The organism is Acinetobacter sp. 826659 (assembly GCF_000588515.1).
In the GTDB taxonomy this organism is placed as follows: Bacteria; Pseudomonadota; Gammaproteobacteria; order Pseudomonadales; family Moraxellaceae; genus Acinetobacter; species Acinetobacter pittii.
In genome coordinates, this window is the sequence record NZ_JFYD01000001.1 from 241,524 (window position 1) to 256,380 (window position 14,857).

The 14,857-nt window shown below is 39.4% G+C and carries 11 protein-coding genes; 8 read left to right on the forward strand and 3 right to left on the reverse strand.

Annotated elements, in window-relative coordinates:
- Positions 1-9: 9 nt before the first annotated feature.
- Positions 10-2,556 carry a nitrite reductase large subunit NirB gene (gene nirB / locus J663_RS01185; RefSeq protein WP_033847345.1) on the reverse strand — a complete coding sequence of 849 codons (2,547 nt, stop codon included), beginning with the start codon at positions 2,554-2,556 and terminating at the stop codon, positions 10-12.
- Between the two features lie 11 nt (positions 2,557-2,567).
- Positions 2,568-2,837, reverse strand: coding sequence for a hypothetical protein (locus J663_RS01190; protein WP_322835822.1), 270 nt, complete (start codon positions 2,835-2,837; stop codon positions 2,568-2,570).
- A 456-nt stretch (positions 2,838-3,293) separates the two neighbouring features.
- Between J663_RS01190 and J663_RS01195 the strand changes: the two genes are divergently transcribed.
- Together J663_RS01195 and J663_RS01200 are read left to right on the forward strand one after the other, a co-directional pair.
- Positions 3,294-3,884 carry an ANTAR domain-containing response regulator gene (locus J663_RS01195; RefSeq protein WP_002115726.1) on the forward strand — a complete coding sequence of 197 codons (591 nt, stop codon included), beginning with the start codon at positions 3,294-3,296 and terminating at the stop codon, positions 3,882-3,884.
- Positions 3,885-4,907 carry an ABC transporter substrate-binding protein gene (locus J663_RS01200; RefSeq protein WP_033847348.1) on the forward strand — a complete coding sequence of 341 codons (1,023 nt, stop codon included), beginning with the start codon at positions 3,885-3,887 and terminating at the stop codon, positions 4,905-4,907. It begins immediately after the preceding gene.
- A 5-nt stretch (positions 4,908-4,912) separates the two neighbouring features.
- On the opposite strand, the gene J663_RS18660 is transcribed toward J663_RS01200, so the two are convergent.
- Positions 4,913-5,029, reverse strand: coding sequence for a hypothetical protein (locus J663_RS18660; RefSeq protein WP_014207016.1), 117 nt, complete (start codon positions 5,027-5,029; stop codon positions 4,913-4,915).
- A gap of 508 nt (positions 5,030-5,537) precedes the next feature.
- On the opposite strand from J663_RS18660, the gene sbnA reads away from it, so the two are divergent.
- The 6 genes from sbnA (at position 5,538) to J663_RS01230 (ending at position 14,788) form a co-directional block, all read left to right on the forward strand.
- Positions 5,538-6,542 (forward strand): 2,3-diaminopropionate biosynthesis protein SbnA, encoded by a 1,005-nt coding sequence (gene sbnA, locus J663_RS01205; protein WP_005803491.1) that lies wholly within the window; start codon positions 5,538-5,540, stop codon positions 6,540-6,542.
- 21 nt (positions 6,543-6,563) lie between these two features.
- Positions 6,564-7,577 (forward strand): 2,3-diaminopropionate biosynthesis protein SbnB, encoded by a 1,014-nt coding sequence (gene sbnB / locus J663_RS01210; protein WP_002115662.1) that lies wholly within the window; start codon positions 6,564-6,566, stop codon positions 7,575-7,577.
- Between the two features lie 71 nt (positions 7,578-7,648).
- Entirely contained in the window at positions 7,649-9,289 is a 1,641-nt protein-coding gene (locus J663_RS01215) for an IucA/IucC family protein (protein ID WP_081404597.1), read from the forward strand.
- Between the two features lie 3 nt (positions 9,290-9,292).
- Complete coding sequence (locus J663_RS01220) at positions 9,293-10,498, forward strand: MFS transporter (RefSeq protein ID WP_033847352.1); 1,206 nt, start codon at positions 9,293-9,295, stop codon at positions 10,496-10,498.
- On the forward strand, positions 10,495-14,022 hold the full coding sequence (locus J663_RS01225; RefSeq protein ID WP_033847353.1) for an IucA/IucC family protein: 3,528 nt from the start codon (positions 10,495-10,497) through the stop codon (positions 14,020-14,022). The genes J663_RS01220 and J663_RS01225 overlap by 4 nt, the downstream gene beginning before the upstream one ends.
- Positions 14,015-14,788, forward strand: coding sequence for an HpcH/HpaI aldolase family protein (locus tag J663_RS01230; protein ID WP_033847354.1), 774 nt, complete (start codon positions 14,015-14,017; stop codon positions 14,786-14,788). Before J663_RS01225 ends, J663_RS01230 begins: the two co-directional genes overlap by 8 nt.
- Positions 14,789-14,857 lie beyond the last annotated feature (69 nt).

A 14,857-nucleotide genomic window follows, 5' to 3' on the forward strand; every position in this document is an offset into this window, starting at 1 on the left:
AACTCTCCTTTATGCTTCAACCATTGGAATACGGTCTTCTGAACGTTCAGCTTCAGTTAATGGGCGAATTTGACCACGTTCAGTTGTAAATTGAATGTGTGGATCGGCCTGTTCATTTGCTCCTGCATTGATATACGTTTGGAAGCGTTTACGAACTTCAGGATTTTCCACCGCAGTACGCCATTCGTCTTGATATGTGCCAATGATGTGTTCCATACGGCGTTCAAGCTCGGCAGCCAAACCAAGTGAATCATCCACCACTACAGATTTAAGGTAATCTAAACCGCCTTCCATGTTGTCGCGCCATACACTGGTACGTTGTAAACGGTCTGCGGTTTGGATGTAGAACATATAGAAACGGTCGATGTAACGGATGAGCGTTGCTTTATCAAGGTCAGATGCAAGTAACTCTGCATGACGTGGTTTCATACCACCGTTACCACAGACATAAAGGTTCCAACCTTTTTCGGTAGCGATAATACCCACGTCTTTACCTTGCGCTTCTGCACACTCACGAGTACAGCCAGACACTGCCATTTTTAATTTATGTGGTGAACGTAAACCTTTGTAGCGGTTTTCAAGCTCAATCGCTAAACCAACCGAGTTGTCTACCCCGTAACGGCACCAAGTACTTCCCACACATGATTTCACGGTACGCAATGATTTACCGTAAGCATGACCAGACTCGAAACCAGCAGCATTTAACTCTTCCCAAATGAATGGAAGCTCGTGAACTTGCGCACCGAACATGTCAACACGTTGACCGCCAGTAATTTTGGTGTACAAGTTATATTTCTTCGCAATTTGACCAATCGCGATTAAACCATCTGGAGTTACTTCACCGCCAGCCATACGTGGTACAACCGAGTAAGAACCGTCTTTTTGGATATTACCCAAATAGTAGTCATTACTGTCTTGTAAGCCTGCATGGCTTGGCTCAAGTACGAAATCGTTCCAGCAAGATGCCAAAATATTTGCGGCAGCAGGTTTACAAATATCACACCCTAGACCATGACCATGTTGATGAATCAAATCATCAAAAGTTTTGATTTCATTGACACGAACCAAGTGATACAACTCTTGACGCGAGTACGGGAAGTGTTCGCAAATGTGGTTATTTACAGTCACACCTTGACGTTGCAACTCTGACTTCAACACTTGCGTCACTAATGGTGCACAGCCACCACATGCTGTTGCTGCTTTGGTGCATTTCTTTAATGCACCTAAAGAAGTCGAACCATCGCTAATTGCTTGGCAGATGTCCGCTTTTGATACGTTGTTACATGAACAAATGGTCGCGCTGTCTGGAAGTAAATCTACACCGCTACCACCAGACTTACCTGCTGATTGTTCAAAGCCGGGCATAATCAAGCTTTCAGGAACTTCAGGTAAAGCCAGACCGTTTAACATCATTTGTAAAAGGTCATTGTACTCTTTCGCATCGCCCACCAAAACCGCGCCCAGCAATTTGGTTTTATCTGCATTTACAACAATCTTTTTATAAACTAGTGCATGCTCATCTGCATAGAAATAGCTTAATGCACCTGGAGTCATGGCATGCGCATCACCTACAGAAGCAACATCAACACCCATCAACTTCAACTTGGTGCTCATGTCTGCGCCAGCGAAGCAATGACACTCTTCATCTAAAATGTGTTTTGCTGCAATACGCGCCATGTCATAGCCCGGTGCAACCAAGCCATAAATTTTATTTTGCCAAAGCGCACATTCACCAATGGCATAAATGTTTTGATCTGATGTTTGGCAATAATCATTAATTACAATACCGCCACGCTCACCAATCGCAAGTCCGCTATTACGCGCTAATTCATCCCGTGGGCGGATCCCCGCAGAGAATAAGATCACATCAGTTTCGAGTTCACTACCGTCGGCAAACTTCATCACATGAGTGGTATTTACCCCAGACTCAATAGACTGAGTCGCTTTTTGTGTATGGACTTTTACACCTAAATCTTCAATTTTACGGCGTAAAATCTTGCCCCCTAAGTCATCAATTTGAACTGCCATCAAACGTGGTGCAAACTCAACAACGTGTGTTTCTAAATCTAAATCACGTAATGCTTTGGCTGCCTCAAGTCCAAGTAAACCACCGCCAATTACTACGCCTGTTTTAGCCTTTAAACTTGCTGCACGAATGGCATCTAGGTCTTCAATGGTACGGTAAACAAAACAGTTCTCGCGGTCATTACCCGGAATTGGCGGAACAAATGCATATGAACCGGTCGCCAGCACCAACTTGTCATAGCTAATCACATCACCATGATTGGTTGTTACGGTTTGTGCAGCTGTATCAATCGCCACTGCTTTAGTATTTAAACGCAGGTCAATGCCATACGCATCAGCAAAATCAAAGCGTGCTAAAGATAAATCTTTTGCCGATTTCCCTGAGAAGTATTCAGTCAAATGTACGCGGTCATATGCGATACGAGGTTCTTCCGCGAGAATCGTGATTTCCAGTTCATCATCTGCTTTTTCTAAAATGGCTTCGATGAATTTGTGGCCCACCATACCATGACCAATCATTACCAATTTCATAGTGTTTCTCCTCAAATCACGTTGCTTTTAAGCTGCGTTATTGCGTTCTCAAATAGACGTTGTTTTTTTGCCTTGTGTTCTACCGAGAAGCGAATCAATCTCACAAAGCATGTAGCTGCTTGGAATCCATTTTTCCCACTCGTTAATGACACCCCATGCACAGCAAAGTCATAAAAAGAAATAAAAAAAGCGAGCCCCCCCATAGAGAAGGCTCGCATCGCTGGAACTGAAAAATTAGATAATTCAGATGTAACTTTTTTATGCAATAAAAATAAAGACATGGCCTTCACTCCGACTGAACGTAAATTCTTTGTGTGCACAGTTGTACTCACAAATTCGATCAGAACGGACATCGTTGGCCGTCTTTAAAACTTATGGTCGTCTTCGACCTGTAATTAAGTAAGCATTTTGCATGCCAATCCTTATATAAATTTAATTTAAAATTTTTTTATTTTTAATTTCATATAGATATAATTTCGCCAGCTATCTTATAAAAATAATGTCTTATTCTATTTGCCCCATCGCGGTACACTTAAATGGTTAAGATAAAAATATGTCTTGCCACAAAATGAATCGTATTTTTGCACCAAGACTGACCACATTCATTGTTTAGCTCGCTGAAATGCCACTTAAACTGGATTTTTTGTTTAGTTTTGGATGGCACTAATCTTGCTTAAAACCTGATAACAAAAAACGCGTCGAATTGGCGCATTTTCTTAGCCTGATTTTCTGAACTTATGCCAAAACTCAAAATAGCCCTTATTGATGATGATCATGCGCGAGCAGACTATATAAGAAAAAGTCTGCTTGAAAATGATTTTGAAGTGGTCGCTTGCCTTACTTTGGACCATTTAAATATTTTTCGTCTCGAGCATTTACAAGCCGATGTGATCTTACTCGATATGGATCATCCTCATCGTGACATTATTGAAAGTTGTGTGAGTAGCTATGATCTACCGACTGTCCTGTTCACTAAAAATTCAGATAAAGACACCATCAAACAAGCCATCGATGCGGGAGTAACGGCTTATATTGTAGATGGCATAGATCCTGCCCGCTTACATACCATTTTAGAAATCTCGATTGAGCAATATAAAAAACACAAAAAACTCGAAGGTGATTTAAAAGAGGCTCAAACAAAACTGGCTGATCGTAAAGATGTTGAAAAGGCCAAAGTGTTACTCATGCAACTCCACGGTCTGCCTGAAGATACAGCTTTCCAACTTCTCAGAAAAAATGCCATGAGTCACCGTATAACGATTGGAGAAATGGCACGGCGGTTACTTGATGCCCAAAAATTACTCAACAATCAACTAAAGGATGAATAAATGAGCACATTAGAAAAGACTCAATTACAACTCGGCTATATTCCTTTGCTTGATTGTCTTGCATTGCTTTGGGCAAAACAAAGAGGCTTCTTTGAAGAGGTGGGTTTAGATGTCACTTTAGTTAAAGAAGCATCATGGGCAAGTCTTCGAGACCGTCTTGCTTTTGGTCTATTAGATGCAGCACACTGCTTATCTGCAATGTTACCTGCGGCGGCTGTAGGCACGGATCAAATTGGCACGCCACTACAAACATCACTCGTTTTAAGTGAAAACCGTGCTTTCATTAGCTTAAGTCAAAAACTTACTCATCAACTTGCAATTCAAAAAAATGATATGGCTCAAGTAACAGCGCAAAAAGTGGCAGATTATCTCGAACAAGGTCACTCCATTTCTTTAGCGCATGTATTTAAGCATTCTATTCATCATTATTGTTTAAGAGAGTGGATCGCCTTAGCAAACCCTGAACTTGCACAATCTATCCAGCTTAAAACATTACCGCCACCTTATATGGTTGAAGCATTAGACAAACATGTGATTGATGGTTTTTGCGTCGGAGAACCATGGAATACTCAAGGCGAGCTTTTAGGCTTAAGTAAAATGATTTGCTCAAGTCAAAACATTATTCCACCTGTGGCTGATAAGGTTTTAGCAGTAACTCAAGAATGGGCTGAACAGCATCCACAAACACTGGTCGCACTCACCACGGCAATTATGAAAGCCCAGCAAGAATTGAGTGAGTTAGACGATTTTGCTCCAATTTTAAAATTATTGGTCGAGTTTGGAATTGTGCGCTTCCACTGTTCAGAAGAAGTACATGTCGACAAATACTATATGATTCAGGATATTGTCCGTCATTTAGTAAAAGAAAGTGCACTTCCAAAAGTAGAAGACTTTTATTGGCTGCTCGAGCAAATGCAAAAATGGGATGAACTTCAACTCGACCAAGCACAAATCACAAGCTTGGGTGCTCAATGCATTAATCTTGAGGCTTATGAACAAGCTAAACATCGCTATCGTTCATAACTTTTCTACTCATCAAATCGCCATAAAAAAAAGCTGTCTTTTATGACAAAGACAGCTTGAAAGACCCATAAGACAAAATGCGAAACACGCATTCCTATATTTTCTAGGCTCAACTGATCCATTGAAAATATAGCGCTTATGGAAATGATCATATCTATCTAAGCGTATCATTTTCAGACATTTTCATATCAATAACTGCCACTTGATCAATTTCAGTTCATTATTCAAAACATCTTAAGTCAGTCTTTAAATATTTATCTCTTCTTTAAGCCTTAAATCTACCCATGTCTCACTACAGAATAGCGATGCATCAATTACGCGGGTGAGGTCATAAATTTCATTTTATTTCTTCAAAATAATTTCTCGCATCTGTCTTAATTAAATTAATTTTTTTAGCTCTAAAGTAATTTATTGCCTATGTCATTATATTTAAAAAGATTTATTTATTAATCCTTTTGTAAAACTTAAATATTACGATTCAAATAATTAGATAAAAAAAATTAGTGAAAAATCCTCTAAGTCCCTCCTGTTTTGAGTTACAAACCGCAACAATCATGGCACAAATGGTAATAATAATTAAATTAATAATCATTATCATTCACACCACATAAAAACCTGAGAAGATCTACCATGATCCATGAAAATATTCTCGACTGCATAGGTAAAACGCCACTACTACAATTATCAAGGCTATTCACGCATCAATCGATCTCAGTGATTGCGAAAATGGAATTGTTAAACCCAGGAGGAAGTATTAAAGACCGTCCAGCATTATTCATGCTACAGGAAGGCCTGAAATCTGGAGTGATTAATAAAGATAGTCATATTGTTGAAAGCTCATCAGGGAACTTAGCGATTGCGCTTGCAATGGCTTGCAAAATATATGGATTAAAATTTACTGCCGTTATTGACCCGAAAATTGCCTCAGCAAACTTACAAATGTTGAAGCTCTACAAGGCCAATATCGAAATGGTCTCTGAAAAAGACCAAAACGGCGGTTATTTAAAAACCAGAATTGACACTGTAAAACGACTCTGCCAACAGCTTCCAAATGCTGTTTGGATTAATCAGTATGCAAACCCAAATAACTGGAAAAGCCATTATTTTGGAGAAGCAGAAGAAATCCTAAATCAAATTGATCGCAAGATTGATTACCTCGTGATTGGGGCAAGTACCTCTGGCACGATTATGGGCGTATCTCGTCGCCTTAAAGAAAGATTTCCAGAATTAAAAGTGATCGCAGTCGATATCGTCGGCTCTGTGTTGTTTGGTGGCACATCTGGTCCACGCGAAATTCCCGGGATTGGTGCAAGTACAGTCCCACCGCTACTCTCCCCCGATGAAATTGATGATGTCATTTATGTAGATGACTATGAGTCAGCACTCGGTTGCAGAGAGCTTCTTGAACATGAAGGAATTTTTGCAGGTGGTTCAAGTGGCTCATCAATTTCAGCCATCAAGAAACTGATTCCAACCATTCCTGATGGATCGTGCGTCTTAACACTGTTGCCCGATCGCGGCGATCGTTATCTCGATCTTGTTTATGAAGATGAATGGTTCGAAATGATCAAGAAGCGTCACTTCAATCGAAACGTACGACGCCAAGAAAACCTTACTTTACAAAATGCTGTTTAACCTTCTCCTTAGGAAATATTCATGAGCAATTTGGCTACCCTTCGCTACTTAAGTCAATCAGATTTATTAAATCTTGGCGCAAATCATAGTAATTCATTTATTGAAGCGATTACTGAAGGTTTAACTCTGCATGCAAATAAACAGTTTGTTCAACCTTTAAAACCTTATCTTCGCTGGCAAGGTGCAGACCATATTGCCGACCGTATTATCGCAATGCCTTGTTATTTAGGCGGCAACGACCCGATTGCCGGAATCAAATGGATTGGTTCAAGACAACATAACCCTAAAAAATTCAATATTCCGCGTGCCAGCGCACTGATTGTTTTAAATGACTCAGAAACAAATTATCCAGTTGCAGTGATGGAAGGCAGCTTAATCAGTGCCATGCGAACTGCGGCAATTACTGGTGTTTCAATTAAATATCTAGCAAAAAAAGACTTTTCAGACATTACTGTAATTGGCTGCGGACCAATTGCTCAAATGCAGATTAAGACTGTGCTTGAACAATATGCTCAAGTGAAAAAAATCCATTTATTTGATGTGAACCCTGAAGCAGCTGAAAAACTCAAAGCATTGTTTTTATCAGAATATCCGAATCTAGAAATTGAAATTCATGACAGTGCTAAGTCTGCAATTCAACAAGCTGATGTCCTCATTACCTGCACAGTCTCAGATAAACCTTACATTCCATTTGAGTGGCTTAAAAAAGGCTGCTTTGTTTCAAATATTTCAATTATGGATATTGAGCCTGAAGTCTTCTTAAAAGTCGACAAAGTGATTGTAGATGACTGGGACCAATCAAACCGAGAAAAGAAAGTCATCAATGTGTTGGTTGAGGATGGCTTATTCAGCCGTGAAAAACTGCATGCTGAACTTGGCGACATCATTATTGGTCATAAAAACGGCCGTGAACACGAAGATGAAATCATTTTGCTCAACCCAATGGGCATGGCAATTGATGACATTGTCTGCGCTAAATGGTTCTTCAATGCTGCACAAGAACAAAACGTTGGCACGGTTCTACCGCTTTTATAAGAATAGGAATAACTAAAATGTTAGATCGGATTTACACAGCACAACTACAAAAAACGATAGATGCACTCTACATGGAAAATTATGGAGATTTTAGAGATCATATTTCCTATAAAAAGCCTTATCTGGCAATTACTCTCAATGATGAGTTAGAACTCTATTTCGGCTGTTTAAAAGTAGATGGTGTAAATCCTTTCTATGTTACCCAACCCGAAGTTTTGCTTCATAACGTGTTGAGCAATACAACTTCTAAAATTTCTATTTCTGAAGTTTTTAACTATTTAACCAAAGCAACTTGGTGGCCATCTCCACACCATCAAAAAGCGATTGATTATTGGCTAGATAACTTAGTAACGGCTGAAAAAATTCCTCAAATTTTACAGTCAGCCCTTTCATTTTCTTCGCCTTTAATGACCAGTGAATTGCTATCACTGGTAGCTGATCGTCCATTTCATCCGTTCGCTCACTCAAAAGGTGAACTTGCCCCACTCATAACTCAAAAAGAAATTGAGGTGTACTGGTGGGCATTTAAGAAAGATGACGTGATCAATAATATGGAGTCGATTCCTCACAAAGAGCTTCTGTTATCAGAAGTTGAGGAAAGTCTTATTGCTGACAAAATGGCTCAGCTTTCAGATGCTTACTTAGCCCTGCCTTTGTTAGAGACGCAACATCGCTATTTAAAGCTTGAAGAAAATAAGTATGAAGGTATTGACCTAAACCATGTCACCACAATTGGTTTACCGACTTCTTCTTTAAGAACGCTTATTCACAACGCCAATCCTACTCTGCATTTAAAACTCTCAACCAATGCCAAAACATTAGGTGCAATCCGCTCTATGCCAGGCCGTTATTTAATGAATGGACATACCGCATATGATTTTTTAAATGAAGTCATTAATGAAACTGCTTTAATAAAAAATCGCCTCTTTTTGAGTAATGAAACACATTGGTGGGTGCTCGGTAAACAAGAGCCGATTGTAAAAAATTTAGGTGTAATCGGTTGCCAAGTCCGACATTTACCCGACTTTTGCCAAGATAAAAACGTCACGCCAATCACTATGTCAGCTTTAAGCTGTACGTATGTCGACCCTTGGGAAACTTTAGGCGTTGAAGGTGACAAATGGTCATTACTAAAAGACTTAAGTGTTCATTTTATTCAAACATTCTTAACGCTTTGGGCAAAAGGAATCATGCCTGAATGCCACGGGCAAAACACCATGGTGTGTTATGAAAATAATAAGTTTAAATTCTTTGTTTTGCGTGACCACGATACCTTAAGAATATGTACCACAGCCATTGAAAAAAATGGTTTTACACCTCCGGTTTATACCATCGATACCAGCACACCAAACAATCTTATCTTTACTAAAAATGAAGACTTATTTAATTACTTCATTACCTTAGGGATTCAAATTAATCTCTACCCGATTGCTTTAGCGACCTTGAAATATACGGATCGTACAGAAAGCGATTTTTGGGAGATGGTTCAAGACATTATTGAAGATTTTGTAGAAACCCAACCGATTTCAGAACAAACAAAATCACAAATTCAAACCTATCTTTTCGACAATAAGACTTGGCCGTTCAAACAGCTACTTACGCCTTTACTTGCGCAAGAAAGCGACTCAACAGGTATGCCAAGTAAAATCGGAACTACGCCAAACCCTTATCAGAGCTTATCTGTTTCTAGCTATGAGACCATGGATATCTAAATCATGCGCTCATCTCGCCTAGATCATTTCATTATTTTGCTCTGTCAGTTTTTTTCTACTTTCGGGCTCATGGTGCTTATTCCGATCATGCCGCTCTATATGGAAAAACTGACGGCGCATATGAGTACTCCCACTATCTGGGCAGGTTTGGCACTCGCAGCTCCAGCTATTGGCAGCTTATTTACAGCACCAATTGTTGGCCACCTATCCGACACATTCGGCCATAAAAAAGCCTTGTTACTTTCTCTGGCTGGTTTCTGTATTTCAATACTGCTCATGGCGAGTGCCCAGCATTTATACCTGTTTATTTTCGCGCGAATTTTACTCGGTTTTTGCGGTCTTTCCGTGATTTTAAATGCCTATATTTCATATCTTTCTAATGAACAACAACGTGGTGCCGCTTTTGGGCAACTACAAAGTAGTGTCGCACTCGCTTGCCTATGTGGTCCCGTGCTCGGCGGGATATTTATGGATCAATGGCGGGTTGAAGTATTACTCAACGCGACAGCATTTGTTGTGATGACACTCATTGTGATTGCGTCATTTGTATTAACCAATCCCGTTAAAACCGAAACCACAAAAACCAAAGAGAAATCTAAGCTTCCAGCTTTCTTTGATAGAACGATTTTTTCATGGTTAAGCGCCGGCATTTTAGTTCAAGCGGGCGGCTTTGGTTTGGTGTCATGCTTTGTTTTATACATTAGTGAAATAAGCCAAAGCACTCACTCATCGTTATCTGCTGCGAGTTTAACGGGAACAATTCATGCGCTTTCATGGGGAGCCGCCTTTATTGCTGCGACCTATTGGGGAAAAAGAAATGATGATAAAGGAGATTCTTTTAATAACTTTGTTTACGCATCTTTAATTTGCGGCATCACGATTTTCGCATTGATCTGGGTTTCGAATATTTGGCTGGTTCTTGTATTACGACTCATACAAGGCTTTTGCTTTGCTGCCCTTATTCCTTCGATCTTACACACCATTTCTCTAAAAGCTGGCGCTCAAAGCCAAGGAAAAGTGATTGGTATTTCTAACAGTGCCTTTGTCTTAGGACAACTTATTGGCCCAATCACCATCACGCTCACCTACTCATTTTTCAATATTACTGCTGCATTAATCTGCACTTCACTATTTTTTATCGGTGCGGGATTAGTGGTGATTTTGAACAGATTCTTAATGGATACAATTTTAAAAGAGGCACAAGAATGAACTCAATTATTACAACCGATGCATGGTCTTATAAACTTTTCGAACAGTACCTGAATACTTTCTTTCGTGAACTTAAAGTAAATCTTGAAGAGCATATTATCCCAGCTCAAGACTCTCCTTTATTCACCCTATATGCGGAGCAACCCAGTACCCTGTATGTTGCTTATACGTTTAATGCATCTAATACGGCTGTTTATGGCGCAGTTCAGCATCTTTCAACTACGGGTTATCACAGATATCAACGTGGTTTTGTCCTGCAAAACTTAAATGACAATACGTTCGACTCGCTCACCGACCCTAAAAATTTAGTGAAGCTGATTACAGATGAGTTGAATAGTTTATTTAAAGATAAAAACCAAAATAAGAACCTGTACTCTGATATTGCCAATAGTATCGAGAACACAAAATTCTTTTTAGAAAATAAGCCATCTCAAACAGCATCTAAAGTAGTTAGTGGTTTTCAGGCAACCGAACAAGGCATGTTATATGGGCACCCTTTTCATGTGACCTCTAAGGCCAACTTAGGTTTTTCTAAAGAAGACATGAAAAAGTATAGCCCTGAGTTAGGCGCAAGTTTCCAACTTCATTACTTTGCAATCCATTCTTCTTTAATCCAAAAGCTTGTAAGTGAAGAACAGCTTTCTCATCGTATTGAAGATGAAGTTTTAAAAACTGCAAAAGAACGTTTACAAGAAAACTTAGCAAATTACGAGCTAATGCCAACCCATCCGTGGCAAGCTAATTTCTTACTTCAACATCCATCTTTAAAGAAACATTTAGATAGCCAAGACGTGATCTATCTGGGAGCTTTAGGTCAAACCGTATGGCCGACCTCATCCGTTCGTACAGTATGGTTGCCTCAATCAAATCTATTCTTAAAGCTATCAATTGATGTACGAATTACCAGTTTCATTCGTAATAACCCAATGGATGAAATGGAACGCGCGATTGATGCGAGCAAAATTATTATTAATCACAAGATTAGTGAGCAATATCCAGACCTTGTGATTCTGCCGGAGTTAGAGGCAAAAACAGTCAAAATTCCAGAGCTTGAAAGTTCATTTGGCATCCTCTATAGAGCTGGGCTCACTACTGATGTATTAGAAAATACCCGAATGCTGGGCGGCTTGGTTGAAGAAAATGAAAACCATGAAATCCCACTTTTAAGCTTTATTCAGCAAGCGGCACCGAATCAAAATCTACAATCGAAAGATGCGAAAGACTTCATTACTTTCTGGTGGAAACAGTACGTTAAAGTTTCACTGATTCCATTAATTGAGTTGTTTGCAAATAAAGGCATTAGCGTAGAAGCGCACATGCAAAATAGTTTAATGGAGTTTAAAAATGGCTACCCACATCGCCTTATTCTTCGAGATATGGAAGGCATTAGCATAGTTCCAGAAATGATAGAAGACGACTCATCTATTTCTGAAGATAGTACCGTTTGGTTCTCTCAAAAAGATGCATGGACGTTTTTAAAATATTACCTCGTGATCAATCACATTGCTCATCTCATCAGTGCAATTGCACGCGTTACGGCTATTGAAGAATCTGAACTTTGGCAAGCCACCCGCCTTACGCTCATGCAAGAAAACTTTAGCGCCAAAGGCCAGCAATACCGCGACTTATTAATTAATTCACTCACATTACCAATTAAGGCAAATATGTTAAATACGCTCTACCACAGTGGTGGTAATCCAATCTGGATTGAAGTTGAAAACCCTATTTATAAATATCGCGGCGCAGAAACACTTTGCCCTCTTCAACCAACACAACAAACCAATTATAAAACCCTCGCGGAAAATCGCGTGATGGGCCAATTACTAGAAGCGCTTATTTTTGAAAATACTTTTAAATACGAGTTTTCTAAAGGTCAGATCAAGTTTTATATTTCCGATACTGTTTTTTATACCTGCGCGGCTAAGCGACACTTTAGTTTTAAACGAATTAAGCTAGATCCTTCAAGCTTAGTTCGTTCTGATATTACGTTAGACGCTGAAACTCGCCCTAACTTAAAAACACTACTTGCCGACCTCAAAAATATTATTGAAGCTGACCCAGTTAAATGGCAAAACTTTAATGATGAGCTGAATTTAACTTACGTTAAACATGCGCAGACTTTGAGCCAAGCACCTGCTCAACCTTTAAGAGCCTTGCCTTATTTAGAGCAAGAAGCGCGAATTACCAATGCGCATTTATATCACCCAAGTTTTAAATCTCGTATTGGCTTCGATTTAAAAGAAAATCAAAAATACGCACCCGAGCTTTCTGAAGGTTTTACGGTTCAATGGGTCGCGACTCATAATAGTTTATGCAAACTGGTTTTAAGTGAAACCATTAACTTAGAGCAGCTTTATAAACAGCTTTTTTCAGAAAAAGATCTAAAAGCCATTAACGATCAATTGAAAGAGCAAAATATAGATTTTAAAGATTATATCCTCACCCCAATTCATCCGTGGCAGTGGGATAAAATTATTGAATTGTATTATCAAGATGCAATCAGCAACCAACTGATCATCCCGTTAGATATTGAAGGTCCGACTTATTTACCGCAACAGTCCATTCGCACATTATCAAATATTAGTGATATCTCAGCGCTTTCTCTTAAATTGGCAATGAACTTGATCAATACTTCTACCTCTCGTGTATTAGCACCGCATACCGTTCAAAATGCGGCAAAAATGAGTGACTGGCTTTATAACATTGTTGAACAAGACCATATTTTAGAAAAACAGCGTAAGCCTGTTATTTTAAGAGAGATCGGCGGTCTTTCAGTGAACCAGCAAATTGCGCTACCTGTTCAATACGGCGCACTGGCTTGCATTTGGCGCGAAAGTATTTACAGCTACTTAAAAGAAGGCGAATCATCAACACCTGTAACGGGTCTAATGCAAGTTGATACGGACCAAAAACCGCTAATCGATGAGTGGATTCAAGAGTACGGTATCGAGTTCTGGTTAGAAAAGTTACTCACTAATGCTTATTTACCAATCATGCATATTTTATGGTGCCACGGCCTCGCTTTAGAGTCACATGCGCAAAACATGGTACTAATTCATAAAAATGGTTTACCCGTTAAAGCAGCCTTGAAAGATTTCCACGATGGAATCCGTTTTAGTCGTCATCTGTTACGTGAGCCAGAGCTTTTACCTAGCCTACAAGATGCACCAAAAGAACATGCCAAGATTAACCCGAACTCGTTCTTGGAAACCCACTCTCCAAATGAGTTAAGAGACTTTACTCAAGATGCGCTTTGGTTTGTAAATCTGGCTGAGTTAGCGATTTTCTTAAATGAACATTATGACTTCGATGAAATCAAATTCTGGACCATGTTAAGAACCATTATTAATCAGCATAAAGAAGCTCACCCAGAGTTTGCCGAGCGATATGAATTGTTTAACTTTACAGATGACACCATCGATATTGAACAACTCGCAAGCCGCCGTTTCCTTCCAGAAATTCGCTTAAGAGTACAAACCACGCCGAACCCGCTCAGCCTTATTAAGGAAATTGAATATGAATAAGCATTCGATTTCTTTTAAGAAACGAATAGCAAATGGCGAGATGCTCTACGGAATCTTTTGTTCCGTAGCTTCTCCTATTAATGTCGAGCAAATGGCACTTGTGGGCTACAACTTTATTATTATCGACTTGGAACATACTTTATTTAGTACGTCTCAAGTCGAGACCATGATTTTAGCTGCTAGAGCCATGAATCTTGATGTCTTTGTGAGGGTACCGTTAAACGCCAACCATTTAGTTCTACCTCTGCTCGATGCAGGGGTAACGGGTATTGTTTTTCCGCGTATAGAAAATGCTCAGCAAGCACAAGAAGCCGTGAACTATTGTCACTATATGCCTCTTGGGCAAAGAGGTCTCAACTCGACAAGGTTAAATCGATATGGTATGGATGATTTAGCTAGTTTTGTTCAACACGCAGCAAACGAAACGGTTGTCGTTGCCATGATTGAAAGCTTAGAAGGACTAGAACAACTAGATGAAATATTAAAAGTTGAAGGTATTGATATTATTCTGGAAGGTGCTGCCGACCTTTCCCAATCAATGGGAATGCCATGGCAATCTAGCCATCCAAAAGTGAAAGAAAAAGTTCAAGAGATGTATATAAAGACTAAAAATAGTCAAAAGCATTTCTGTGCTATTCCCCGACAACCTGAAGATATTGCGGCATGGAAACAACAATCCGTTCAGCTTTTTGTACTCGGTGATGACCGCAGCATTATTCGCCGTGCCCATCAAAATCATTTGAATTCTTATAAAGAAATCTCATAAATTTTCAGTTGTGTAGAGCGATGGATGCACCTTCCTCTACACAACAATTAATAAAAATAAATTTTATTA

Excerpts from the sequence above, each read along its gene's own strand:
- J663_RS18660 (WP_014207016.1), bottom strand. The coding sequence starts at position 5,029 with ATGGATCAGTTGAGCCTAGAAAATATAGGAATGCGTGTTTCGCATTTT.
- J663_RS01190 (WP_322835822.1), bottom strand. The coding sequence starts at position 2,837 with ATGTCTTTATTTTTATTGCATAAAAAAGTTACATCTGAATTATCTAAT.
- J663_RS01200 (WP_033847348.1), top strand. The coding sequence starts at position 3,885 with ATGAGCACATTAGAAAAGACTCAATTACAACTCGGCTATATTCCTTTG.
- J663_RS01230 (WP_033847354.1), top strand. The coding sequence starts at position 14,015 with ATGAATAAGCATTCGATTTCTTTTAAGAAACGAATAGCAAATGGCGAG.
- sbnA (WP_005803491.1), top strand. The coding sequence starts at position 5,538 with ATGATCCATGAAAATATTCTCGACTGCATAGGTAAAACGCCACTACTA.
- J663_RS01195 (WP_002115726.1), top strand. The coding sequence starts at position 3,294 with ATGCCAAAACTCAAAATAGCCCTTATTGATGATGATCATGCGCGAGCA.
- nirB (WP_033847345.1), bottom strand. The coding sequence starts at position 2,556 with ATGAAATTGGTAATGATTGGTCATGGTATGGTGGGCCACAAATTCATC.
- sbnB (WP_002115662.1), top strand. The coding sequence starts at position 6,564 with ATGAGCAATTTGGCTACCCTTCGCTACTTAAGTCAATCAGATTTATTA.
- J663_RS01215 (WP_081404597.1), top strand. The coding sequence starts at position 7,649 with ATGGAAAATTATGGAGATTTTAGAGATCATATTTCCTATAAAAAGCCT.
- J663_RS01220 (WP_033847352.1), top strand. The coding sequence starts at position 9,293 with ATGCGCTCATCTCGCCTAGATCATTTCATTATTTTGCTCTGTCAGTTT.
- J663_RS01225 (WP_033847353.1), top strand. The coding sequence starts at position 10,495 with ATGAACTCAATTATTACAACCGATGCATGGTCTTATAAACTTTTCGAA.